The 24,887-nt window shown below is 62.0% G+C and carries 20 protein-coding genes; 10 read left to right on the top strand and 10 right to left on the bottom strand.

Translation table 11 applies throughout. The features are described 5' to 3' along the window. Positions 1–47 precede the first annotated feature (47 nt). Genes UCMB321_RS09285 through UCMB321_RS09315 form a run of 7 tightly spaced genes read left to right on the top strand, consistent with a single transcriptional unit; the run spans position 48 to position 7,002 of the window. Complete coding sequence (locus tag UCMB321_RS09285; RefSeq protein ID WP_040065669.1) at positions 48–1,379, top strand: TadE/TadG family type IV pilus assembly protein; 1,332 nt, start codon at positions 48–50, stop codon at positions 1,377–1,379. A gap of 8 nt (positions 1,380–1,387) precedes the next feature. Next, positions 1,388–1,867, top strand: coding sequence for a TadE/TadG family type IV pilus assembly protein (locus UCMB321_RS09290; protein WP_040065670.1), 480 nt, complete (start codon positions 1,388–1,390; stop codon positions 1,865–1,867). Further along, positions 1,867–2,361, top strand: coding sequence for a TadE/TadG family type IV pilus assembly protein (locus UCMB321_RS09295; RefSeq protein ID WP_040065672.1), 495 nt, complete (start codon positions 1,867–1,869; stop codon positions 2,359–2,361). The genes UCMB321_RS09290 and UCMB321_RS09295 overlap by 1 nt, the downstream gene beginning before the upstream one ends. Beyond that, on the top strand, positions 2,355–3,575 hold the full coding sequence (locus UCMB321_RS09300; protein WP_040065675.1) for an AAA family ATPase: 1,221 nt from the start codon (positions 2,355–2,357) through the stop codon (positions 3,573–3,575). Before UCMB321_RS09295 ends, UCMB321_RS09300 begins: the two co-directional genes overlap by 7 nt. Before the next feature lie 3 nt (positions 3,576–3,578). Further along, positions 3,579–5,021, top strand: a complete 1,443-nt coding sequence (locus UCMB321_RS09305; protein WP_040065677.1) for a TadA family conjugal transfer-associated ATPase — start codon at positions 3,579–3,581, stop codon at positions 5,019–5,021. Next, on the top strand, positions 5,018–6,004 hold the full coding sequence (locus UCMB321_RS09310; RefSeq protein ID WP_040065680.1) for a type II secretion system F family protein: 987 nt from the start codon (positions 5,018–5,020) through the stop codon (positions 6,002–6,004). The genes UCMB321_RS09305 and UCMB321_RS09310 overlap by 4 nt, the downstream gene beginning before the upstream one ends. 29 nt (positions 6,005–6,033) lie before the next feature. Further along, positions 6,034–7,002, top strand: a complete 969-nt coding sequence (locus UCMB321_RS09315) for a type II secretion system F family protein (RefSeq protein ID WP_040065683.1) — start codon at positions 6,034–6,036, stop codon at positions 7,000–7,002. A 30-nt stretch (positions 7,003–7,032) separates the two neighbouring features. On the opposite strand, the gene UCMB321_RS09320 is transcribed toward UCMB321_RS09315, so the two are convergent. The 6 genes from UCMB321_RS09320 to UCMB321_RS09345 form a co-directional block, all read right to left on the bottom strand. Further along, positions 7,033–7,299: a DUF3613 domain-containing protein gene (locus UCMB321_RS09320; RefSeq protein WP_040065685.1), complete on the bottom strand. Its 267-nt coding sequence runs from the start codon at positions 7,297–7,299 to the stop codon at positions 7,033–7,035. 18 nt (positions 7,300–7,317) lie between these two features. After that, on the bottom strand, positions 7,318–8,028 hold the full coding sequence (locus UCMB321_RS09325) for a tetratricopeptide repeat protein (protein ID WP_040065687.1): 711 nt from the start codon (positions 8,026–8,028) through the stop codon (positions 7,318–7,320). Between the two features lie 28 nt (positions 8,029–8,056). Then, a complete protein-coding gene (locus UCMB321_RS09330; protein WP_040065689.1) occupies positions 8,057–9,298 on the bottom strand; it encodes a type II and III secretion system protein family protein in 1,242 nt (413 codons plus the stop codon). A 323-nt stretch (positions 9,299–9,621) separates the two neighbouring features. Beyond that, on the bottom strand, positions 9,622–10,563 hold the full coding sequence (locus UCMB321_RS09335) for a diguanylate cyclase domain-containing protein (RefSeq protein ID WP_084614859.1): 942 nt from the start codon (positions 10,561–10,563) through the stop codon (positions 9,622–9,624). 2 nt (positions 10,564–10,565) lie between these two features. Next, positions 10,566–14,201: a response regulator gene (locus tag UCMB321_RS09340; RefSeq protein WP_209437148.1), complete on the bottom strand. Its 3,636-nt coding sequence runs from the start codon at positions 14,199–14,201 to the stop codon at positions 10,566–10,568. A gap of 310 nt (positions 14,202–14,511) precedes the next feature. After that, positions 14,512–14,811, bottom strand: coding sequence for a DUF6388 family protein (locus UCMB321_RS09345; protein ID WP_040065694.1), 300 nt, complete (start codon positions 14,809–14,811; stop codon positions 14,512–14,514). A gap of 158 nt (positions 14,812–14,969) precedes the next feature. Between UCMB321_RS09345 and UCMB321_RS09350 the strand changes: the two genes are divergently transcribed. After that, positions 14,970–15,671 carry an HAD-IA family hydrolase gene (locus UCMB321_RS09350; RefSeq protein WP_040065696.1) on the top strand — a complete coding sequence of 234 codons (702 nt, stop codon included), beginning with the start codon at positions 14,970–14,972 and terminating at the stop codon, positions 15,669–15,671. Between the two features lie 24 nt (positions 15,672–15,695). Here UCMB321_RS09350 and UCMB321_RS09355 read toward each other — a convergent pair whose 3' ends face one another. Continuing rightward, on the bottom strand, positions 15,696–16,934 hold the full coding sequence (locus tag UCMB321_RS09355) for an MFS transporter (protein ID WP_052451110.1): 1,239 nt from the start codon (positions 16,932–16,934) through the stop codon (positions 15,696–15,698). Positions 16,935–17,039: 105 nt separating this feature from the next. On the opposite strand from UCMB321_RS09355, the gene UCMB321_RS09360 reads away from it, so the two are divergent. Continuing rightward, positions 17,040–17,933, top strand: a complete 894-nt coding sequence (locus UCMB321_RS09360; protein ID WP_040065698.1) for a LysR family transcriptional regulator — start codon at positions 17,040–17,042, stop codon at positions 17,931–17,933. On the opposite strand, the gene UCMB321_RS09365 is transcribed toward UCMB321_RS09360, so the two are convergent. Further along, positions 17,923–18,669, bottom strand: coding sequence for a 3-oxoacyl-ACP reductase family protein (locus UCMB321_RS09365; RefSeq protein ID WP_040065700.1), 747 nt, complete (start codon positions 18,667–18,669; stop codon positions 17,923–17,925). The two genes, UCMB321_RS09360 and UCMB321_RS09365, sit on opposite strands and share 11 nt — an antisense overlap. Positions 18,670–18,982: 313 nt before the next feature. Between UCMB321_RS09365 and UCMB321_RS09370 the strand changes: the two genes are divergently transcribed. Further along, a complete protein-coding gene (locus UCMB321_RS09370) occupies positions 18,983–20,011 on the top strand; it encodes an Ldh family oxidoreductase (RefSeq protein WP_040065703.1) in 1,029 nt (342 codons plus the stop codon). Here the strand turns inward: UCMB321_RS09370 and UCMB321_RS09375 are convergent. Next, entirely contained in the window at positions 20,005–20,973 is a 969-nt protein-coding gene (locus UCMB321_RS09375) for a M35 family metalloendopeptidase (protein WP_040065705.1), read from the bottom strand. The genes UCMB321_RS09370 and UCMB321_RS09375 overlap by 7 nt on opposite strands. Next, complete coding sequence (locus UCMB321_RS09380) at positions 20,970–24,842, bottom strand: dermonecrotic toxin domain-containing protein (RefSeq protein ID WP_040065707.1); 3,873 nt, start codon at positions 24,840–24,842, stop codon at positions 20,970–20,972. The genes UCMB321_RS09375 and UCMB321_RS09380 overlap by 4 nt, the downstream gene beginning before the upstream one ends. Between the last annotated feature and the right edge of the window lie 45 nt (positions 24,843–24,887).

A 24,887-nucleotide genomic window follows, 5' to 3' on the forward strand; every position in this document is an offset into this window, starting at 1 on the left:
CGGGGGCAACCGATCCGGTTCAGTATTGGCAAGTGAGGAAATTGACGATGTGTCCTCGAATTCAACGACCGTTTTCGCTGAAGCCTGAGTGCCAGCGGGGATCGGTGACCGTACTGATGGTGATCGCCCTGGTGGCGATCACCATGCTGGCGGCATTGGCGCTGGACGGCGGCCACATGTTGCTGAACAAGAGCCGCCTGCAGAATGCGGTGGACGCCGCCGCCCTGAGTGGCGCCAAGACCCTGAGTCAGATCATCGGCGGCACCAACATTGCCAGCACCACGCGCACCGCCGCGTTGAATACGCTGACACTCAATGCCAATGCCACCGGCAACACCGAACTGGCGGCGGCCATCGGCGGCAACGCGGGTGGCTTCGCGGTGGTGGAGCTGTCCAACAGCGTCTACGGACCGTTCTCTTATCCGGGGCCTGCGAATGCCACTTACGTCCGGGTGACGGTGCCGAGCTATAGCCTGAGCGGTTTTTTCTGGAGCTTCGTCCAGAGATTGGGCACCGCCGGCCTGGGCAGCAAGAAGGTGGCGGCGATGGCCACCGCCGGACCGAGTCCCACCAGTCCCTGTGATCTCGCGCCACTGATGGTGTGTGGCGACCCCAATCAATACAACCCGAGCGCGGGTAATTTCTGGGGCTACCACTTCGGCGATCTGCAGGATTTGAAAACCGGCTCCGGCACCACGTCCCCCATTGGCCCAGGTAACTTTCAGTTGCTCGATTTCGGCTCGGGTGGCAGTACGGTCAGAACGGACCTGGCCGGCGGCGGCTCGGAGTGCCTCAGTGCCGGACAAAATGTCACGACCTCGCCGGGCAACAAGGTCGGTCCGACCTCCCAGGGTTTGAATACCCGCTTCGGTCAGTACGCCGGAGGGGTCAGTGCCGCGCAGTACCCGCCTGACCTGGTCGTCAGCTACAGCACGCCGGTGATCACCAACAACTCAGGGGCACTGCAGTACAAGGGCCAGACCATCACGTCGAACAACGGCACGCTCACCGCCGGCGGCCAGTCCGTACTGGGCTACAACGAGTGGCTGGCGAGTTCGGCGGCCTGTGTCGGCGGTACCGGCACCGGTTGCCAGAGCGGTGGGGTCTTCGAGCGGCGGATGCTGAAAATCGTGATTGGCAACTGCACCGGGAAAAACAATGGCGCCACTTCGATTCCGGTCCTGGGCTTTGGCTGCTATTTCGTGGTGCAGCCGGCCGGTAGCACGGGCAGTACCTCGGAGATCTTCGGACAGTTCGTGCGCGAGTGCTCAGGCGACAGCGTACCGGGTCCCAATCCTTCGGGTGATACCGGTCCGATAATCATTCAGCTCTATAAAACCTATATCAATGGCAGCGGCACTCCGAGCACTGACTCGTAGGAGGCGTCATGGGACTTCACACATTCAAACAGCCCAAGCACCAGCAAGGCATGGCGTTGCTCGAGTTCACCCTCGTCCTGCCGTTGCTGCTGCTGCTGTTGCTGGCCCTCGGTGAGTTCGGTCGGATGCTGTTTCAGTACAACACCCTGCTGCAGGCCAGTCGTGATGCCGGCCGTTATGTCGCCAGCCAGGCCTGGAACTCGACGCTGGGTACTGTCTCGTTGAGCAGCACGCTGCAGACCCAGACGAAAAACGTTGCCGTCTATGGCGTGCCTGCCAACACCGGGACTGCCGTGGTGTCCGGGTTGACGACCGGCAACGTGACGGTCACCGCCGTGGGCAGCAACCATGTGCAGGTGACCATCAACTATACCTTCTGCCCGGTGATTGGCGGCGGCGCCTGTGCCGGATCGATTACCGGGCTGTTCGCCAACTCGATTGCGCTGAGCATTCCGCTGGTCGCAACGACTGTCATGAGGGTGCTGTGATGAATCGCAAACACATGCGTGGCGTCTATGTGGTGGAGTTCGCCCTTGTCGGCCTACTGGTGTTCATTGTGTTGTTCGGCGTGCTGGAAATGGGCCGCCTGTACTTCACGGTCAATGCCCTCGATGAGTCCGCGCGGCGCGGTGCACGCCTGGCGGCGGTGTGCAACATCAGCGATCCGATCGTGTTGCAACGGGCGATCTTCAATGCCGCGGGCAACACGGGCACGAGCCCGCTGATCACCAATCTGAACACCGGGAACCTGACGCTGAGCTATCTGGATACCAACGGTGCCGTGGTGGCCAACCCCACCGACACCACCAGCGCCACGGGATTCCGTGCCATCCGTTATGTCCAGGTCAGCCTGCAAGGCTACGTATTCAACCTGTTCATTCCCGGGTTTGGCGTGGCCATTACCTTGCCCACCTTCAGGGCGGTCCAGCCACGCGAAGCCCTTGGGCATCACTCCGAATCAGGGGAGGTCACGCCATGCTGAATATCAAGGAAACTCCGTTAACCCTCGCGACCGGCAAGCCTGGGCTGCGATTGCTGATCAGTAGCCGCGATGCTACGGCGTTGCGTGATCTGCAAGGCGTTTGCCAGCGTATACCGAGCCTGGAAGTGAGCACCCGCCTGGTGAGCAATGGGCATGTCGACCCGCTCTACGGTCTGGAGCGGATGCCCGATCTGTTGCTGGTGCGCGTCAGCCACCTGTGGCGCGAGGAGCTGTCGGCACTGCTCCAGCGTCCGGTCCATGAACGCCCACCGCTGTTGGTCTGTGGTCTGTTGAACGAGCAGGAGGCCATGCGCCTGGCGATGCAGGCCGGCGCCCGTGACGTGCTGCCGGAGCCGATCGCCGAGACGGAGTTGGTGGCCGCTTTGGGGCGCCTGGTCGCGGAGGCCCGGGTCAGCAGTGGGGCCGAAGGCAAGCTGATCGCCGTGATGAGTGCCAAGGGTGGCTCCGGCGGGACCTTGCTGGCCTGCAACCTGGCCCATCAACTTAGCCTCAAGGGCAGCAATACCCTGTTGCTGGACATGGACCTGCAATTCGGCAGCGTGGCGCATTACCTGGAGGTGGCGCAGTCGCACAGCCATCTGGAGGTGTTGCAGCAGGTCGATGGCATGGACAGTGTGGCGTTACGCGGATTCTGCAGCCACTTCAGCCCGACCTTGCATGTGCTCGGCGGCCGGCCCGGCGAGCTGTGCCTGGCACAGGATGCCCAGCCCGAACAACTCGATACCCTGCTGCAACTGGCCCGTTCGAGCTACGACTGGGTTGTGGTCGACCTGCCGCGGCAAATCGACCACCTCACCGGCTCCGTGCTGGAGCAGGCAGATAGGGTCTACGTGGTGGTGCAGCAGAGCGTCTGCCATCTGCGTGATGCCAGCTCGCTGATGCGGATTCTTCGCGAAGACCTTGGTGTGCGTGGGGATCAATTGCAAGTGGTGGTCAACCGCTATGACAAGGCGGCGGCGATCAGCCTCAAGGATATCGGCGAGGCGCTGCGCTGCGTGAACCTGTTGAAATTGCCCAACGACTTCGGTCTGGTCAACCAGAGCCAGAACTCTGGCGTGCCGTTGGGGCTGCAAGCACCGCGGGCGCAGATCACCGTCGCGGTGCGTGAGATGACCGGACAGTTGTTCGGTAACCCGATGGCTGGAAACAAAGGCTTACTCAAACGCGCCTTCAACCGTATTTTCAGGGGGTGACCCATGATCAGTGACTTTCGTAACCGCTTGCGCAAACAGTCCGGCAAACCCGTCGTATCCCTGGCGGCCCAGCAGGGTGACGACCCGCAGGATCCCGCCGCGGAGTTGATGGCGTGGGAGCGTGCGGCACCGGACATTCCCTACGAAACCAAGAGCCAGGTCAGCGCGGTGGAGGCCGAATGGCGGGAAAAGATCTATCAGCAATTGCTCAAGGTCATGGACCTGTCCTTGCTCGACTCGCTCGAACAGGCCGAAGCCGCGCGGCAGATCCGCGATATCTGTCAGCGCCTGCTGGATGAGCATTCGGCGCCGGTGAGCTCGATCAGCCGTCAGTTGATCATCAAGCAGATCACCGACGAGGTGCTTGGCCTTGGCCCGCTGGAGCCGTTACTGGCCGATCACAGCGTGTCCGATATCCTGGTCAACGGCCATGCCTCGGTCTATGTCGAGCGTTTCGGCAAGTTGCAGAGGACCGATGTGCGTTTTCGCGACGATCAGCATCTGCTGAACATCATCGACCGCATCGTTTCCAGCCTGGGGCGGCGCATCGATGAGTCCTCGCCATTGGTGGACGCCCGGCTCAAGGATGGCTCGCGGGTCAACGCGATCATTCCACCGCTGGCCATCGACGGACCCAGCATGTCGATCCGCCGCTTTGCCGTGGACCTGCTCAACACCGACAGCCTGATCCAGGTGGGGACCTTGACCCCGGCCATTGCCCTGTTGCTCAAGGCGATTGTCCGTGGGCGTTTGAATGTCCTGATCTCCGGCGGCACCGGCAGCGGCAAGACCACCATGCTCAATGTGCTGTCCAGCTACATTCCGCTGAATGAGCGGATCGTCACCATCGAGGACTCGGCCGAACTGCAACTGCAGCAGCCGCACGTGGTGCGTTTGGAAACCCGTCCCTCGAATATCGAGGGGCGCGGCGAGGTGAGCCAGCGCGAATTGGTGCGCAACAGTCTGCGGATGCGCCCGGACCGCATTGTCATCGGCGAGGTGCGTGGTGCCGAGGCGTTGGACATGCTGACGGCCATGAACACCGGCCATGACGGCTCCTTGACCACGATCCACGCCAATACTGCGCGCGATGCGTTGGGGCGCATCGAGAACATGGTGTCGATGACCGGTGCCACGTTCCCGATCAAGGCCATGCGTCAGCAGATCGCTTCGGCCATTGATGTGGTGATTCAGCTGGAGCGTCAGGAGGATGGCAAGCGGCGGCTGGTCAGTGTGCAGGAGATCAACGGCATGGAGGGCGAGATCATCACCATGACCGAAATTTTCTCGTTTGCCCGCAGTGGCGTCGGCGAGCATGGCGAAGTACAAGGCGACTATCGGCCCAGTGGCATGATTCCGGCCTTTCGCGATGTGCTGGCCAAGCGTGGCATCGAGTTGCCGCTCGCATTGTTCAGGCCTGAGTGGATGGAGGGACGGCAGTCATGAACCATATATCCGGTGAATTCATTCTGATCTTTCTCGGCATGGTGTTTACCGCCGTCTTCCTCCTGGCCCAGAGCGTGGTGGTGCCGGTGTTCGGTGAGGCGAGCAAGATGCGCAAGCGCATTCGCGGCCGCCTGAACGTGCTGGAGAAAGCCAACAACCTGCCGAACATGCAGACCGTGCTGCGGCAGAAATACCTGACACGGCTGTCGCCACTGGAGGCTGCGCTCGAACAACTGCCGTTCATGGCGGATCTGACCCAACTGATCGAGCAGTCCGGGCATGAATACCGGGCCTATCGGGTGTTGGTGCTCGGAATCGCCATGGGCGTGGGGGCGGGAGCCCTGGTCTTGATGTTCGCGGCACCCTGGTGGGGCGCGCTGGCGGTGGCTTTCGTGGTGGCCTGGTTGCCGCTGCTGATCATCTTCAGAGACCGTAACAAGCGTTTTGCCGCGTTCGAAATGGGCTTGCCGGATGCGTTGGATGCCATGTGCCGGGCGCTGCGCGCCGGACATCCGTTCAACGACACCTTGCGTCTGGTCGCCGAGGAGCAGAAGGGGCCGGTGGCGCATGAGTTTGGCCTGACTTTCGCCGATATCAACTATGGCAACGATGTACGCCGGGCCATGCTCGGCCTGCTGGAACGGATGCCGAGCATGACGGTGATGATGCTGGTGACCTCGATCCTCATCCATCGCGAGACCGGCGGCAATCTGACGGAGGTGCTGGAGCGTTTGAGTCGGCTGATCCGGGGGCGCTTCCGCTTTCAACGCAAGATCAAGACCTTGTCGGCCGAAGGACGCATGTCGGCCTGGGTGCTGATTTCCATTCCTTTCGTGCTGGCGGCGGTGATCCTGGTCACGACCCCCAGCTACCTGCCGGTACTGATCAATGATCCGATCGGCCATCAGCTGATCATCGGGGCTTTCTGCGCCATGTTGGTCGGGATTTTCTGGATACGCAAAATCATTCGAATTCAGGTTTAAGCGGTTTTCGCCACGTAGAGGTGCAGGTCATGGACTATTTGCTCGGGTTGTTCAGTCGGTTGACGGGTAATGAGGCGCTGGCACGCCTGCTGTTCGTCGGTGCGATCGGTTTGAGTACGGTGCTTGCGGTGGTCACCATCATCATGCTGTTGCTGGGTCTTCAGGATCCTATGCAGCGTCGCCTCGCGCTGATCAAGCGAGGGAGTTTCGGCAGCGCGGCGGGGCCGGAGGCGCCGGGTAACCTGCAACTGTTGCTGGAGCGGGTAGGCCAGCATTTTGGCTCGTCCGACACCGAGCAGGCGTCCGCCACCCAGCTCCTGTTGATGCATGCGGGGTATCGCTCGCCTTCGGCGGTGCAGGTGTATTGGGCGATACGCTTGCTGTTTCCGCTGATGATGCTCGGCCTTGGACTGCTGGTGTTCCCCCTGATTCACGGACTTTCCCTGATAGCGGGCCTGCTGTTGCTGATCCTGGTGGCGGGTATCGCCTGGTTGGCGCCAGGGATGTATGTCAGCAAGTGCAAGCAACTGCGGCAACGTCGGCTGCGCGCGGCCTTTCCGGATGCGCTGGATCTGATGGTGGTCTGCGTGGAGTCGGGGCTGGCCTTGCCGACGACCATTGAACGGGTGGCCGAAGAGATGGCGGTCAGCCAGGTCGAGTTGGCCGAGGAGCTGGCATTGGTCAACGCGCAAATCCGTGCCGGCATCACCAGCACCGAGGCATTGAAGCAACTGGCCGTGCGCACCGGACTGGACGACGTGCAAGGGTTGGTCAGTCTGTTGGCGCAGAGCATCCGTTTCGGCACCAGCGTGGCCGAGACCCTGCGTATCTATGCCGATGAGTTCCGGGATCGGCGTACCCAGGCAGCCGAGGAAATGGGCGCGAAGATCGGTACCAAGCTGATATTTCCACTGATTTTCTGCCTGTGGCCGAGCTTCTTTCTGATCGCCATCGGCCCGGCCATGATTGGGGTGTTCCAAGCCTTCGGCACGCCATGAGGCCAGCGCGAGCCAGCCCCTTGGGCTGGCTCATTTGCCGTTCATGCTTCCCGATACCTTTTGCTCGTAACGTTCGGGAATGGGATAGGTGAAGCTGTTCAGCCAGCGCTGCATCGCCAGGTCACGTTCGGTGGCTGAAACGGTTTGCAGTTTAGGGGAGGCGACCACGCCACGGATCTGCAGTTGCAGCCACTGTTCGGTGCCTTGTTGCTGCACCGAAGCGGGGCCCGGTTCAATAGCCCAGGCGGTCGTGGACAGGCAAGCCATGGACACTATCAACAGCCTCTTGGTATTCATCTCGATTCCTCGTCTTTGCTACTTGACCGCGTTGGGTGAGACCTCGACGACCTCTGTCGAGCGTCCCCCTTCGGAAGCCACGATTTTTTTGGCTGGGGCCTTGAGTCTTTCTGCGCGAGCCCGCGCGTCGGCGACCTGCTTGGGGCTCAAGTTGGCGCGGCTCGCCAGTTGCGCAGCCTGCTTCCAGTTATCCTGATAGATCAGCAGCGTCACCATATTGAGTGCCGCCAGTGAGTCCGACTGCTTGAGCTCCATGGCGGTCAGAAACTGGAAGCGTGCGTCATCGGGCCGCCGCAGGTTGAGGTAGACGACCCCCAGGTCATTGCGGATTTTTTCGTCTGTGGGGGCCATCCTCACGGCACGTTCAAGGTGATCCAGGGCTGCGGCATTGTCATTCCTGGCCGCGGCCAACTGGCCCAGGCCCTGTTCGCCTTCCGCGGCCAGACACGTGCCGAGCAGGCCCTGATACAAGGGTTCGGCGTCGTTACGCCCCAGCAGGCGCAGTATTCGCGCCTTGCGCAGGCGAACCTGGACCAGGTCGCCAGGCAACCCTTCCAGATTCGCCAGGCTGGCATACAAACGACCATCGTTGATCATGTCGTCGGCCAGGTTCAGGCTCAGTTGCTGATCCGAACTGGGACTTGCGCAGCTACTCGGTCGCGAAGACAGGCCATTGCTGGCACAACCTGCGAGCATCATTGTCGCCGCTATTGCTATCACCGCTTTCATTGAGTGCCCCCTGGGGTCCGGCTTGGACTTATTGCGAGAGTCCCATGCGACTGTCGAAGTCGCCGCTATCGAGGAAGTACATGCGGTAGAAGTTCGGGTCGTAATTGCGCAGTTGTTCGCCAGGCAATGACGGCAGTTGTGCGTTGGCCGCCAGTGGCTGGACCAGATGCGGTGTGACGATCATCAGCAGTTCGCGCTCTTCACGGTTGAGGGTGTTGTTGCGGAAGAACGCGCCGAGAATCGGGATATCGCCCAACCCCGGAAACTTGTTCACCTGGGCGCTGTGGCTGCTGCTGATCAGACCACTGATGACGAAGCTTTCGCCATCGGCCAGGGAAATGCTGGTATCGGTACGGCGCACGGTAAATGCCGGGACCACGGTGCCGGCGATGCTGATGGCGTTGGTGAAGTCCAGTTCACTGACCTCCGGCGCCACCTTCAGGGCTATGCGATTTTTCTCGACGATGGTCGGGGTCAGGGTCAGGCGGACACCGAACTCCCTGTACTCGATGGAGATGTTGTTGCTGCCGGAACTGGGCACCGGAATCGGCACTTCACCACCGGCCAGGAAGCTTGCGCTCTGGCCGCTGAGGGCCACCAGGCTCGGCCGTGCCAAGGTGTAGGCAAAGCCACTGCCTTCCAGGGCATTGATCAAGCCCAGCACATTACCGCCGCCAAAGCCGATATTGAACTGGCCGTTATTGAGCGGGATGTTGGGCGCCAGACTACCAATGCGGCTGGGGGTCACCGTTACCCCGGGCACCGTGCCCGGCGAGCCGAACAGAAAGTTGCCGCTTTTGCCGAAGATCGACGTACTGGCCTCTTTCAATTTGGTGCGGCTGACTTCGACGAAGCGAATATCGGTCTGCACCTGGCTTGGCAGCAGCGGGTCTTCGGAAGGCCCTGTCGACACGCTGGTCAGCGCTGCGGTGGCCTTGCCCTTGACGAACACCATGCTTTGGCGCGGCAACGGCGAACAGCCGGTCCAGACCATCAGGCTGGTGGCCCCTGGAGCGATACCGGTGAGGATGAAGGCGCTGCTGCTGCTGGTTTGCACGTCGGCGACTTTCGGGTCGCCCACGGCCAGTTTTGTAATCGGAACGGGCATGCGCAGTTCATCCTGCAGCCCCTGGCCGACCTCGAATACGCTGGGCAAACTGGCCAATTGCGAGCAATCGGCCGGCGCGGCCTGAGCCGCCTCCATGCCAAGACCCATCCACAGCAGGCCATGAATAACGGTTTTGAGAGCGGGTACGGTACGATCGTTCATATAAGTGCATCCTCGCCGAACAGGCTGTCTGTGGGCTAACCGGGTTGTTCCTGGCCGGCCCTCCACACTCACCACTAATGGTTCCAGCAAAATTCCTTGGTACCGCGCACAATCAAGTGTCAGACGTATGTCTGACGGATCCGCTATTTAATCGCGGAGCAACAGGTGGATAACTTAAGCCGCTATGGCTCGCTCTGTGTTAGAAGGTAGTTCAATCAAGGCAAAGCGCCATGCAAAAAAACAAATGCCCCGACTTGTCGGGGCATTTTTTTCTGAAATAGGGTTGCCGAAGGACTATTCGGCGCCGGATCGCCGATTGGCCATCACTCTTCTCTGGCGGCACAAACCTGCGCCCGCCCGGCACGCTTGGCTTCATAGAGTTGCCTGTCCGCCGCCGCCAGCAGGGCTTCAGGGCTGTTACCGAGAGTGGGTAGCAGGGTCGCGACACCCAGGGAGGTGGTGACCACGCGATCAACGTCCGATCCGAGATGTTCGATACCCAAGGCCCGAATACGCCCCAGCATGGCCTCGGCCATCCCGACCGCGCCTTCCCGTTCGGTTTTCGGCAAGATGCAGGCGAACTCCTCGCCGCCATACCTCGCCACCTTGTCATAGGGCCGTCTGAGCGACTCGGAAAGTGCTTTGGCGACACGCTTCAGGCAACTGTCGCCACTCTGGTGGCCATAACGGTCGTTGTAACGCTTGAAGTAGTCGATATCCAGCAAAATGAGCGACATGGGCATCTTGTCGCGCAGGCATTGACGCCAACTGCTGAGCAAGTCCTCGTCGAACCGGCGGCGATTGCCCACGCCGGTCAAACCATCCAGAAAGGCATTGGCCCGCAACAGATCGCCCTGCAACTTCAAGGTCAGGTGCGTTTGGACCCGGGCGCGCACGATAATGGCGTTAATGGGTTTTATGATGAAGTCGACCGCCCCGAGCCCCAGCGCAATGACTTCATCCGCGACCTGGCTTTGCGCGGTAATGAAGATGATCGGTATTGTGCTCGTCAAGGGATCGGCCTTGAGTCGGCGGCACACTTCATGGCCATCGATATCGTCCATCACGACGTCGAGCAGAACCAGGTCCGGCAATTCGTCCTGGCAAATCTTGAGCGTCTGCGTGCCGTTGGTTGCCATGAACACGTCGCACTGTTCGGAAAACAGTTCGTACAGCACCCGGATATTCGTCGGCTGGTCGTCCGCAATCAGAATCTTGGGGCGTCGGTTGGTGTGAAGTAACCAATCTTCGAGAATTTGCTCCACGGCTAGGGTTGCTCCAGCATATCGCGCGCACTCAGTGCTGCGGCCGTAAAATCCAATGCCCTGACCTGGTTGAGGAACGGATTGAATCGAACACGTCGTTCCTCAGGGGTTTGGGCAAACAATGCTTCTGCTGCCGCAATGGCTTGCAGGTTCGAAGCGTTCAGCAGCATCAATACTTCGTTCAAATGGTGTTGCCATTCGGCCAGGGGCAAAGCGTCTACAGTGGGCGCAACGGGACCCGCGGGCTCAGCGAACGCACTCGTCAATTGCTCGATGCTGACCTGCAGCAAGTGTCGCAACTCAGATGTGCATCCGCTGGACAGAGAAGTTGCCGGGGTCGACGCGTCGCCACCCTTCAGCGCCTGTTCAAGCTGGCCGGCTCTTCTTGAAAGCGCTAGGGCACCCAGGGTGGCGGCACTGCCCTTGATGGTATGCAACACACTGGCGGCGCCCGCAACGTTTTTCTTGGCTATTTGCTCGGCCAGACTGTCGAGTTGTTTCTCCGTATCGGCAGCAAAGATCTTCAGCGCACTGCGTATCACACCCAGATTTCCGTCCAGCCGCTCGACCATCGCCGCGCGCGTTTCAATGAGCCCGTCTTGTGCATGGACTGGATGACTGGTGATCAGGACCGGGGAGGCTTGTCCGTCGATTTGTGCCCGCAGCACCGAAACCAGATACTCGAGGTCGATCGGCTTGCCTACATGTGCGTTCATCCCTGCATGCAGACAGGCCTGCCTATCGGCCTCGGATGCATTGGCGGTAATCGCAATGATGGGCAGCGTGGTAAAGCGCGTGTTGGCGCGAATTCTCCGTGTCGCTTCGTAGCCATCGATGTCAGGCATCTGGACATCCATCAGCACGGCATCGAAGGACTTGCTCCCCGTGGTCACGCATTTGACACCCTCGAAACCGCCTTCGGCCAGTTGAACCGAGGCCCCCTCCGATCTCAGCAGTTCCTCGATGACCTGGCGGTTCAAGGCGTTGTCTTCGACCACCAGCAAGCTGAGACCCTTGAGGCGCCCCGAGGGCTTGTGCTCGAGCGGCGGAACCTCGGGCGCAAGGGGAGGGCCTTGCAGCGCACGTAAAATGACCTCGCTCAGTTGTCTGGGCGTAACGGGTTTGGTAATGAACTCGGCGAAGGGCGCATCGCCCTGATCATGACTCTCGGCCAATATTTCGCGCCCGTAGGCCGTGATCATGATGACGACGGGGGGCGGTATCCGTCCTTTCATGTCGCGAATCAACTTGGCCGCGTTCATGCCGTTCAAGTCCGGCATTCGCCAATCCATCAGGACCACGTCATAGCGCTCTCCCGCATGGACGGCTTCGCTTATCCTGCTCACGGCGTCGAGGCCGGAGGATACAAAGTCGGCCTGCCAGCCCAGTGCCGCCACCGTTCGCATCAGCAATTCGGCGGCAATCGGGTTGTCGTCGACCACCAGCAGACGCATCGCCTGATCAGCGTGGAGAGTCGGGTTCCTTGTCGTGGCACGCGTGTCCACATCCAGCCAGACATCGAACCAGAAACGGCTGCCCACGCCCGGACGACTCTGCAGCTGCAGATCGCCGCCCATCAGGCTGACCAGGCGCTTGCAGATGACCAGGCCCAGACCCGAGCCGCCGAAGCGACGTGAGGTCGAGGCTTCGGCCTGATTGAAGCCTTCGAAGATATGCTCTGCGTGCTCGGCGCTGATCCCGATGCCACTGTCCGTGACGGCAACCCGCACGTGAACCTTGGCGTCGGTACGTTCCAGGAGTTCAAGACCGACGATGACCTGCCCTTTCAAGGTGAATTTCAGGGCGTTGCCGGCGAGATTGATCAATACCTGCTGCAAGCGCAGTCTGTCGCCAATCAGCCCACTGGGAAGGGCGGGATCGAGATCGAACAGCACTTCGATATCCTTCTTGCCCTGATTGCCGGCCAATACTACGCCGAGCTCCTGCATCAAGGGTTCGAAGTCGAACGGATGGCGATCCAGCTGGAGCTTGCCGGCCTCGATCTTCGAATAGTCGAGAATGTCATTGAGCAGGCCCAGCAGCGATTGGGCGGCTGTCTGGGCCTTGCTCACGTAGTCGCGCTGACGCAAATTCAGCGGCGTGAACTGCACCAGATGCAGCATGCCGAGTACTGCGTTCATGGGCGTGCGGATTTCATGGCTCATGTTCGCCAGAAAGGCTGACTTGGCCGCATTCGCCGCGTCGGCCTGCTCCTTGGCATGGCGCAGGCTCACTTCCATCTCATGCTGGGCCGTCACGTCATGATTGATGCCCGTCATGAGGACCGGATTGCCGCTTGCATCACGTTCGACCCGGACTCGCGTTTCGATGTGGCGGATGCGCCCGTCGGGAAGCACGACCCGGTAGGAGGGCAGGCGCTTTTCGCGATCATCGATCACGGCGTTGAGCGCCGTCATGACGCAATCGATATCGTCCGCATGCATCCGCGAGCGCCAATGCTCGAAGTTCAGGTCATTATCGAGCAACTCCGGTGAGTAGTCATAGATCTCGAACATGCGATCATTCCAATGCAACTTCCCGTCGCAAAGGCTCCACGACCAGATGCCAAGCTCGGCGATATCGGCAGCCAGCAGGAGATGGTCACGGGTCGCAGCGAGATCGCTGCGCTGTTTCTTCTGCTCCTCCAGGATCGCCCGCGTGGTTTCCAGGCTCGCGGCAAGCTCTTTTTCCGTTGCGCTTTGCAGGGCCACCTGGCGAATCAGGCGCAGGCCGAAAACCACCAGCACGCACACCAGCAAGCCAACACCGGCGGCATGCCACAGCGTATCCGACCACCAGGAGGCCAGGCTTTCATCCGTCGAGAGCGCTGCCGCGACGAACAGCGGGTAGTCATGCAGGCTGCGGAAACTGTTCAGGCGAACCACGCCGTCCTGGGACGAGGCCGTGGAAAAAGTACCGCCCGCCGGCTGCAAGCCGTGCTCCTGGAAAAGCCGGGTACCGGTGATGTCTATGCCGATGGTGCGTTCTTCGAATGGGCGTCGGACGGCCATGACGCCTGAGTCAAAAGCCAAGGCTACGGCGCCTTTTTGGCCGATCTCCAGGCGATTGTAAAACTGCGAGAAAAAATCGATATCGATAGTGGCAGAGGCGATACCGGCAAAGCTGCCGTCTGGATTGTCAATGCGCCGCGACACCGGAATCACCCAGTTTCCAGTGGAGCGACTGCGCAGCGGCGTCCATACACGCACGCTTCGATCGGGGTGATCTCGATGAAAGATGAAATATTCACGATCGGAGTTGTTATAGCTGCGCAAAGGCCCAGGTAATGAACTGGTGAGCATCACGCCATCGCGGTCGAGCAAGAAGAGGCCATCCAGTTGCGCGAGCTCGAGGCGCCGCGCGACGAAGAGCTGGTGCAAGCGCTCCAGTGCAGGCGGGGCGGTACCGTCGCGTTCGACGCGTTCGACGATCCCGCTCAGTACAAGGTCGGCTTCCTTGATCGTGTCGTCGGCGTGTTGCGACATTGCGCGGGCAAGATTCGCGGTGGCGGTTGTCACCTCGTTCAGTTGCACCGTACGGGCGGTAAAACTGCGCCAGATGTCGGAGCCGACGAGCACCGCACACATGATGAAAATCAACAGCGTCATTCGGGAAGTGAGCGAAAACTTGTATGCCACGTTTGCCTTCCCGAGAGGAGGATCAGCCATTGGTGGCTCAGTCTGTCTCAAACCCGGTAGTGCAGCAACTGGAGAGGATTTCCCATGCTGTTGGCGATCGCATGAATGATGGGCCGGGCATCGCGTTTCGTTCGGTTCCGGACGGGCCGGTGACGTCTGTCAAACATGAAGAATCTTTCATGAAGCGCTCGTCACGCGACGTCTATAGTGTATGCGCTCGTTCAAAAGCTTCCCTTGCCCGCCCTCCCGCGGGCTTTTTTTTGCCTGCGAGTTGACGGGGCCGCGCAGGTGCGAGCGCCCCGGAAGCGGTTCAGTCTTCGGTAATTTCGTTGAACGAGCAGTACTCGTCCCAATCCATGCCCAGGGCCTCGGCCACTTCACGGTGGACTTCCAGGCGCATCGCCTTGAGTTCCTCGGGGGTTTCGGCCACCAGTTGCAGGGTCAGCTCCCAGGGTTCGATCCCGAGGTTTTCGGCTTCGTCCTCGAAGGCCCACTGGAACTGTTGCTGCTGTTCCTTCGGGCTCAGCTCGCGGGTTTCTTCACGCAGGTGGGGATGGGCGTCGAGGAACTTGCCGAGGGCGACCTCGTTTCGGGATTCTTTGGCGATCATGCTGGCGTCTCTGTTGGATGGCCGGACGGCAAGCCGTCGGCGGGCCCGCGGGCCTGGAAAATACTGCGGCCATGCTAGCGACTTCATTCTCGGATGGAAAGAATCGCCCGGCTCTGCGACGCTAGCACGCTTTCAACCCTGTATACGGATCGGATGCGATGACCGCAGCACTCTCCAACCCGGGCCCGGTCAAGGCCGTGATTTTCGATATGGACGGTTTGCTGCTCGACACCGAGGGCATCTACTCCGAAGTGACGCAGATCATCGTCGGTCGCTACGGGCGGACCTTCGGCTGGGATCACAAGCAGAACATCATTGGCCGTGGCGCCGGCGATCTGGCCCGCTACGTGGTCGAGGCCATGGCGTTGCCGTTGAGCCCGGAGGAATTCCTGGCGGTGCGCGAGCCGCTGATGCGCGAGCGTTTTCCCAAGGCCGGTTCCATGTCCGGCGCCGAGGCCCTGGTACGGCATCTGTCGGCCCACGGGATTCCGATTGCGGTGGGCACCAGTTCTTCGCGCAGCGCCTTCGAGTTGAAGACCACCCTGCACCGCGAGTGGTTTGCCCTGTTCGATACCATTGTCACGGCCGATGATCCGGAGGTGGGCGAAGCCAAGCCGGCACCGGATATTTTCCTCCTGGCGGCCAAGCGCCTGGGGGTGGCGGCCGAGGATTGCCTGGTGTTCGAGGACTCGCCGTTCGGCGTGACGGCGGCCAAGGCGGCGGGGATGTATGCGGTGGCGGTACCCGATCCGGCGATGGCGGCGGAGAAATACCCGCATGCGGATCGGATCGTGCAGTCGCTCAAGCATTTCCCATTGGCGCCGGTGGGGTTGCCGGCGATTGACTGGGAGGGTGTTTGATCGCGGTGTTTCAGAGGCCTGGCGTTATCGTTGACGCCCATTGCGAGCAAGCTCGCTCCTACCGGCAGTCGGCGCCGATAATCCGATCCGGCGCTGTACCACCGCCCAGATCCCCAGCGCCAGGGTCGAAATCACGACCCCGGCGATGACGATGCCGTTCCAGCCATAAGGCCCGTACAACTGGGCGCCCAGCAGCGAACCCAGCGCGCCGCCGATGAAATAGCAGGTGATATACCCGGCGTTCAGACGGTTGCGCGCCTGTGGCCGGACCTTGAACACGGCGTTCTGGTTGCTGACGTGAATCAACTGCACGGCAAAGTCCAGCACCAGCACGCCGATCAGCAGCGCCACCAGCGAATGCCCGGCAAATCCCAGGGGCAACCACGACAACAGCAAGGCCAGCAGGCCCAGGGTGGTGGCGAACGCGCCCTTGCCGCGGTCTGCCATGCGTCCGCCCAGGTTCGCCGCCATCGCACCGACGGCGCCGGCCAGGCCGAACAGGCCAATGACCCCATCCGAATAGCCATAGGGCGGGCTCGCCAGCAGGAAGGCCAGGGGTGTCCAGAACAACGCGAACAGGCAGAAGGTCAGCAGGCCCAGGGCCGCCCGCAGTCGCAGCACCGGCTCCTCGACGAACAGGCGGAACACCGAACCGAGCAGGGCCGGGTAACTCAGCCCGGCAGGCTGGTGGTGTTCCGGCAGGGCGCGCAGCAGGGCGAAGGCACAGAGGAACATCAGGCCGGCGGCCAGCAGGTAGATGCTGCGCCAGTCGCCTACATCGGACAGCAGGCCCGCCGCCGTACGCGCCAGGAGAATGCCCAGCAACAAGCCGCTCATCAAGGTGCCGACCACCCGTCCGCGCTGTTCCGGCGCGGTCAGGCTGGCGGCCATGGGCACCAGCACCTGGGCCACCACCGAGAACAGGCCGGCCAGCGCGGTGCCGAACAGCAGCCACGGCAGGCTCGGCGAGAACGCGCTGATCAGCAGGCCCAGGGCGCTGAGCAGGGTCATGATGAAAATCAGCCGGCGTTGTTCGAACAGGTCCCCCAACGGCACCAGCAGCAACAGTCCGGCGCCGTAGCTCAACTGGGCGGTGATGACGATGGTGCCGGCGGTACCGGTGTTCAGGCCCAGGTGCTGGGCGATGGTGTGCAGCAGCGGTTGGGCGTAATAGTTGCTGGCCACCGCCAGGCCGGTGGCGATCGCCATCAGCAGGATCAGGGCAGGGCTCAAAGGTTTGTGTGCGGCGTTGGCGTCGGACATTGGCTGTCTCGTTATCGGGAGTCGGTGCGCAGAGTATCTGGAATGTCTTAACATGACGCCAATGCATTGTTTTCATCCTATTCATCTTGAAACGAGATACGAGCGATGAACCTCAAACAGATCGAGTACGCCCTGGCGGTGGCGGATGAGGGCAGCTTCACCCGCGCGGCCGAGCGCTGCCATGTGGTGCAGTCGGCCCTCAGTCACCAGATCGCCCGCCTGGAGGAACATCTCGGCGCGGCACTGTTCGAGCGCAGTTCGCGCAAGGTGCGCCTGACCGCGGCCGGCGAGGCCTTTGTGCGCAGCGCCCGTCCGGCGCTGGAAGCGACCCGGCGAATTGTTGCCGAAGTGGCGGCGGTGTCCGGGGAGGTGCGCGGCAGCCTGTCCATCGGCAAGATCTCGTCCCTGACCGAAGTCGACCTGGTGGGTTTGCTCGCGCGCTTCCACGGTCTTTATCCACAGGTGGATATTCACCTGAACATGAGCAAGAGCGAGTTGCTCATGCTCGATGTGCGCGAACGGCGGCTGGACCTGGCGTTCGTCGGCTTGTGGCCCGGGGAGCGGATCGAGGGCCTGGCGTTTCGCCTGCTGGCCGAGGAAGAGTTGGTGGCGGTGCTGCCGCCGGGGCATCCGTTGGCCCGCTTCGAGCGCCTGCCGTTGGCGGAGCTGGAGAACCAGCCGCTGGTGGATTTCCAGGCCGGTACGGCGGGGCGCCGGCAGACCGATGAAGCCTTTGCCGCGGCCGGCTTGCGCCATCGGGTGCAGTTCGAGGCGGGCAATGTGATGCTGGTGGGGGAGTTCGTGCGTCGGGGACTGGCGCTGGGGTTGGTGCCGAAGAAGATCGCCGAGGGCTTCGAAGGGGTGGTGACGCTGCCGGTGTCCGACGCGCCTTCGCGCCATCTGTACGCAGTGTGGTCGCATACGCCGACGCCTGCGTCCGCAGCGTTTCTATTGCTGCTGGAGCAGGCGTTGGCGCTGCCACCGCGTCCTACGCGCTGAAACCGCCATCGATGGTCAGGCTGGCCCCGGTGATGTAACCGGCTTCCGGCCCCGCCAGATACGCCACGAAGCTGGCGATTTCTTCAACCCGGCCATAACGGCCGCTGGCCATGAGGCCGAGCAGGCTCTCGGCGAACTCGCCGTCGGCCGGGTTCATGTCGGTGTCCACCGGACCTGGCTGCACGTTGTTGACGGTGATGCCCCGTGGCCCGAGATCCCGCGCCAGGCCCTTGGTCAGGCCCACCAGCGCGGACTTGCTCATGGCGTAGGCGGCGCCACCGGCGAACGGCATGCGCTCGGCGTTGGTACTGCCGATATTGATGATCCGGCCGCCTTCGCCCATGTGCCGGGCGGCTTCCTGGGTGGCGATGAAGACGCTGCGGACATTCACTGCCAGGGTCCGGTCGAAGTCTTCCAGCTTGAAGTCTTCGAGTGGTCCCATGGCCAGCACACCGGCATTGTTGACCAGGATGTCGATTCGGCCAAAGGCTTCGACGGTGCTGTCGACCGCCTGGCGAATGGCCGCGGCATCGGCGCTGTCGGCCTTGATCGCCAGGGCCTTGCCGCCGCCGGTGATCACGCTGTCCTGCAGGGCCTTGGCCTTGGCGTCGGAACTGACGTAGGTGAAGGCCACTGTTGCGCCCTGGGCGGCCAGGCGTGTGACGATGGCCGCGCCGATACCGCGTGAGCCGCCCTGGATCAGGGCTACCTTGCCGTTGAGGGTGTGTTCGCTCATGTCGTTCTCCACAGATCAAGGCCTGGATAGGGAAGGGGGCGCCTTGGTTGCTGGAGTCTAGTATCGATATCGGATGACTGACTGTGTAGACGGTAATCATTACAGCCTGTGTAATGCCCCTGGAAACCTTCGGCAGCACCGAGCGTTTTGTCCGCGGTGCGAAGTCGGCAGTTTCGCCGAACAACAGTTGGGCAGGCGCTTCGATGCCCGGTTTGACAAGGAGTCCTCCGCCGCCGGATAGTCTGGACGCCTGCCCAGGCACTGCTCTTCTCTCATCGATCCAATAATAAATAAATCGGAATTGGAGCTTCGGATGTCTGCACCCCGCGAGACGGCTACTCAAACTATTTCCTACAGCGATCTGGTGGCATTGCTCGCCCAGGTCTTCCTGCGCCATGGCACCTCGGCGGAAGTCGCCCGGGTCCTGGCCGAGAACTGCGCCAGCGCCGAGCGCGACGGCGCCCACAGTCACGGGGTGTTCCGGATTCCCGGGTATGTCTCCACCCTGGCCAGCGGCTGGGTGGATGGCAAGGCCATTCCCGTGGTCGAGGATGTCGCTTCCGGCTTCGTCCGGGTCGATGCCGGCAACGGCTTCGCCCAACCGGCCCTTGCCGCCGCCCGTGCGTTGTTGCTGGAAAAGGCCCGCAGTGCCGGGATCGCGGTGCTGGCGATCCGCAATTCCCATCACTTCGCCGCGCTCTGGCCGGATGTCGAGCCCTTCGCCTATCAGGGGCTGGTGGCCCTGAGCGTGGTCAACAGCATGACCTGCGTGGTGCCCCATGGCGCCGAGCGGCCGCTGTTCGGGACCAACCCGATCGCCTTCGCCGCGCCCCGGGCCGGCGGCGATCCGATCGTCTTCGACCTGGCCACCAGCGCCATGGCCCATGGCGATGTGCAGATTGCCGCCCGAGAGGGGCGCAGCCTGCCACCCGGGGTGGGAGTGGACCGCGAAGGCCGGCCGACCTGCGATCCCAAGGCGATCCTCGACGGCGGCGCGCTCCTGCCATTCGGCGGCCACAAGGGCTCGGCGTTGTCGATGATGGTCGAGTTGCTGGCGGCGGCCCTGACCGGCGGGAATTTTTCCTTCGAATTCGATTGGTCGAAACATCCGGGCGCCAAGACCCCCTGGACCGGGCAACTGATCATTGTCATCGACCCCGCCAAGTCAGCGGGGCGCGACTTCGCCGAACGTAGTCAGACCCTGGTCAGCCAGATGCAGGGGGTTGGCCTGCAACGATTGCCGGGTGACCGACGTCACCGTCAGCGGGCCGAGTCACTGCGCGAGGGGATCGTCCTGGCGGTGAGCGATCTGCAACAGTTGCGCGCACTGGCCGGTCAATGAACATTGCGACCTGGGAGGCGCGCTATCCCAGGTGCAGGGTTGATCCCGGTCTCATGCAGGGGCTGGTACGCGGGCGGCCTGCCCAGGTGGGCGAGCAACAATGTCAGGGAGTCCGCGTTGTCCAGCATGACGTCGACTCTTTTGTTCTCATCCGAGTAAAAGACTCTGCGGGCGTCATCCAGATTCCGCGCCCCGGTGAGTTGCAACACCCTCTGGCGGGGTTCTCCCACCAGGTCATACCAGTACAGGTCTTGATCGTCGAGCTCCCTGAACAATTCGTTGGCGGGGGTGGTACTGGAGAAGGCGTGCTTCTGGATGCGCTCCAGGGCGTCGTGGCGAAGCCTTCCCGCCAGAGTGCTGGTATCCAGCAGATCGAGGAAAGGCCGGCTCGAGTCCAGATAGGTGTAGTCGAGCGTGTTGAGTGCCAGATGGCTGATTTCATGCAGCAGGACCGCCGCCATGTTGTGTCCCTGCAGGTCGAAGGTCTTTGGGCGCAGGGGGAGGTAGACCTGGAAGCCAGGATCGAAAAAGCGCTCGGTCAAATAGATTCTCCTGGCTGTCTCGTTGGGTAAGGTGAACGCCTGGATGCCGTGTTCCGGGTGCAGGGCCGAACCCACGGCATAGCGTAACGAGGTCTCCGGGTTGAGCGCTGGCTTGAGCAGTTTTTCCAGCAACATGCGCGCGCGGAACTGAATTTTCCTTATCGTGCGTTCACTCACCGGGGACGTACCGAAGAAGTCTTCCACGAAGAGACGGCGCTTTTGATCCAGGGGGCTGTCGGAAAAAAGTCGATCCATGTTCCTCATGGCGGCATTCAAATAGGCCACTGCTTGTTCGTGGCCATGGCGGATCAGGCGGGCCCGGTTGGGATAAAGCCGGCGAATGTTGTCAATCCCGACCGCCTGCACGAGCATTTCCTCGCGGATGGCTTTGCGGTTCGAGCAATAATTGAACCATTTCATTGCGACAGGTCCTCGATGCAGTGTCCTTGCAGGTTGAATGACCACTGTTTATGCGGGTTCTGTTGCAGCCAGGGGCCCCGGGCGTTGTCCTTGACGATGCGCCAGCGCCGATTCTCTTCCTGTACCTGGAAGACTTTTCCGCCGACCGCCGCGAAGGTGTTGCCGGTCGTCGGGTCCTGGTACAGGCCGGTGGCCAGGTTCAGAGTCATGTCCTCCAAAGCAATCTCATGGGCTTCATGGCCGAGGATCGTGGCTCTTTGTCCGGGCGTCAGGCGGCAGTCGCCGCAGGCCGGTTCGGGAAAGGGCGACTCGATGAGGCCTTCGGTTTCGGTTTGTGCGAGGCCGGCAAGGCCCGACCGGCTCCAGCCCCGGCGCGCCACCGCCAGTTGACCCAGGGCGATGACGAACTCCTCGATGGCGTCGCCCCAGCGGCCCTGCCAGGCGTTTTCCGCCGCATCCTTGAGTTGAGGGAAGATCTGCCAGATGAGCGCGGGCAAGCGCAATCGACCGAGCATGAACGTCGCGCCCTGGTAAAGCCCACCTTCGAGCCAGGACAAGGCGTTGCTCCAACCCCGGCTTTGCGTTTGCACGCTCTGTCGGCCGAGCAGGTTCTTGAGCAGCGCAGTGGTGTCCTGATAGAGCCTCTGGAAGAGATTGCCGCGTAGCGGGTTGTCGCTGATTGCCAGGGCCGCGCGCTGCACGCTGAACACCTGTCGGGCGTAATGAGCGCGTCGCTCATGGGCCAGCCTGTCGAGGACCCGTTGCTGCAGGCTGTCCGAGTCCTTGAGGTCGGCCAGCAAGGCCGCCTCATCGGTATACTCCTGGAAAATCGGCTGCGGGCCCTGTGGCGTGAACAGGATCTGCGGACCGCGTTCACCGGGGCTGGGGCCGATCAGATAGAAACCGGCCACGGGGTCGGCTTTGGCCTGGGCGTCGCTGATCAGTTCCAGAGGGCGAAGGTGGATGGGCTTTCCGTTCAGGGGTTTCCTGGCGAGACCGTCCGGCATCGCCAGCAGGTGCTTGATATAAGCGTGGGCAGTGGCGGACAGGGTGTTGCGGACCACCTGGGTGAAGGCGTGCAGCAGGGTTTGCCAGAAGAAGTGCTTGCCAAAGGCGAGGCGGCGTTGCGTGATCCCGCTTGCCGACAGATAGGACTCGAGTATTTTCCCGTAGTGGCTGCCAACGGCGGCCTCTTTCACCAGGGTCTTGAGGCGCAGGGGCGTCAGTTCCCTGGGCAGCAGACCCTCCAGCGTACGGACGACGATTGAGCTCTGGTCGATGTCGTCGAAGTGCCGCAGGGCGAAGTCGGTCAGCGATTCCTTGATGGCCGAGGCCGCATTGCGCAGCGTCAGCGAGACGGTGACCTTGTCGGGGTCGATGCGCGCCGCCGGGAAGTCCCGTGAAAGCAGGCTCGTGACCTTGGTCCTGGCGTTGTCACGGATATCGGGCATGTCCTGGTGATAATCACCCGCTGTCGCGGCGTCCTGGCGATAGCGATCGAGCAGGGTCGCCAGGGCGAACTGGCGGCTGTCGGTGGTGCCGGCCAACCAGGGAGGCAGTGCCAGGTGCAGGGCGGCGTTCTCGGCGGCGTGGATGGCTTTTTCAAGCGTGGGAACCGTCGAGTGGGCCTCGAGACAGGACTGCAAATGCTGGTGAAAGTGGTCACCCGAGTAGGATGAGGCCGCCGCGTGAGTCAGGTCGCCCATCGCCTTGTCGACCAGCGAGTGTTGTCGATTGCCGCACAAACCCTCTTCAATGAGTTCAAAGCCCAGGGCCGGATAGCCCTGCTGATGGGGAGGGCGGCTCTGGGGGAGCGCCCCATTCGCCGGTTGCTCGCTTCTGGCGATGTTCTCCAGCAGGGACAGGCGCTCCACGGGGTCATGCAGGCGTCGTTGCAGTTCGACTTCGGCGGCGTGATACGAGTGGAAGGTTTCCGCCCCCTGGACCGGGGTCCACAGCAGCGCGGTTCCGGAGTGCTCGGTGTTCAGGCCACCGCGCTCAGTGAGCAGGAAGCAGTTGTGCAGCTTGATCGGTGTTGCCGAAGCGGCGGTGCGCAACGTCAGCGCGAAGGCATCCGGAATGAAGCCGTGCAAGCCGGGGCGCAGGTCCCGGTGCTGGCTGTCGAGAATGTTGTCGAGCAGCTTCAGGTCGCTTTCGTTCAAGGCGCCCCATAGCACCTTGAGCTGTGCTTCGCGGCGCAAGCCGTTGCTCACGGCCTCGCTCAATGGCCCGGACAGTACGCTATACACCGAGCGCTGTTGGCGCAGGTAGCGCCCGAGAAAATCCGCCAGGGCCTTGTCGACGAGGGTGTTGAGCTGCCCAACATCCAGGTTGCTGTCCCGTGACCAGTTACCCTCGACATCCTTGCTGAACAGGCCGATGTTCGGGGCCTGTGCCAGCGCGCCGGTGTGCTGGGTCAGGCGCTCCAGAAAGTGCTCCACGAGGCTCTGCGAACGGTTGGGCACCTGCGTCGTATCGCCGAGCGAGGGAAGGGCCGACGGGTAGTGATTGATGTAGAGGTTGTCGGGCGACAGCTTGCCTGCATGGGCAAGGTCCAGTTCCGTGGACAACTCGCTTTGGATGAAAGCCTTGAGGTGCGGGCGTTTTTGCAGTCCCGCGGCGAGGCTGCTCTTGAGTTCGCTCAGCATTCTCAATTGGTATCTGACGGTTGCGAGCGTCGGCGTCAGTGTTCGCCGCAGGCCCGGTTCGACGAATGTCTCGCTGGGAGAGAGATCCAGTCGGTGGCTCCATCGACCCAGGGGGGCGAGGGAAACCAGGCGCGGGTCGATCAATGCGCGAACATCCAGTGCGCTGTCGAAAGCCGCGAAGAGCGCCAACGCGCCGTTGCTGGTGCGATAGCGCGCGAGCACGTACTTCACGTTATCCAGTTGTTTGGCGACGATAGCCTGGAGTTGTTCCTTGAACACCGATGGGCTGCCCGGTGTCAGCGCGACGCCGGTGATCGCCGAGCGCTTCAGGTCAGCGCGTTCGCGCAGTGACAGGCCATGCTGCAAATCATCAGCCTGATTCGGGGTCTCAAGTCGTCCCTTGACCCAGGCCAGCAGTGCCGTCTCGCTTTCGAACGTCTGCAATCGACCGGCGCCATAGAGGAAGAAAACCGCGGGCTGCTGACGGTCGCTGCGCACGACAAAGGCGTTGGCCAGCAGCGACGAGCGCTCGCTCGTCTGGACCTTCAGTGAGTAGAGCGTCAGATCCTGCAGTCTTGAGGCATCCAGCGGATACAACCCGCACAACGGGTAGAAGTCCTCCGGACTGAGCGCACTCCAGTCCTGTTCCTGCTGCAGCAGCTCGGCTCGAAAGCGTGTACCCATGGCATCGATGAACAGCTCCCGGCGTGGTTGCCCGTTGTCGAGGGGCTCCTCCCAGAAGGTTTGCAGTACGCTTTCCAGGTGTTGGTCCAACTGGTCGGAGAGGTCCGCAAGCGCATTATCCCAGACGACGGTATCTCTCACCGAGGAGGTGTAGCCGGGCGCGACGAATTCACGGGTCTGCCCTTTGGGCCAGGCACCCCGCTTGTAGTGCTCGAGCAAGGTCTCGCTCAGCGGTCGGGTCGAGACCTGCTGGAGTGGGAGCACGGCGGTGTTCGGGTCCGAGGCCGGGTTTTCATAACTGATGACCATCAGGGACGTCAGGCTGACATGGGGGAAGCGCCTGCCCAGCGTGCTCTCGAGCCGTTGGTTGATCAGGGACCTGAGCGTGGGCAATCTGAGCAGTTCGTCATGCAGGTTCTTCAGGGGGTTGTCGAGGTGGTTTTTAGTGGGCTGGCATCGATCGCTCAGGGCGTGTTCCTGGATAGGTTCCGGGACCGATGCCTGGGACGGGTAATGGACAGCGGGATGGTCGGACATGTTCTGTGCCTTCGTTCGTACTGACGAACCGCTGGGCACTGGCAG

Source organism: Pseudomonas batumici (assembly GCF_000820515.1).
Classification (GTDB): Bacteria; Pseudomonadota; Gammaproteobacteria; order Pseudomonadales; family Pseudomonadaceae; genus Aquipseudomonas; species Aquipseudomonas batumici.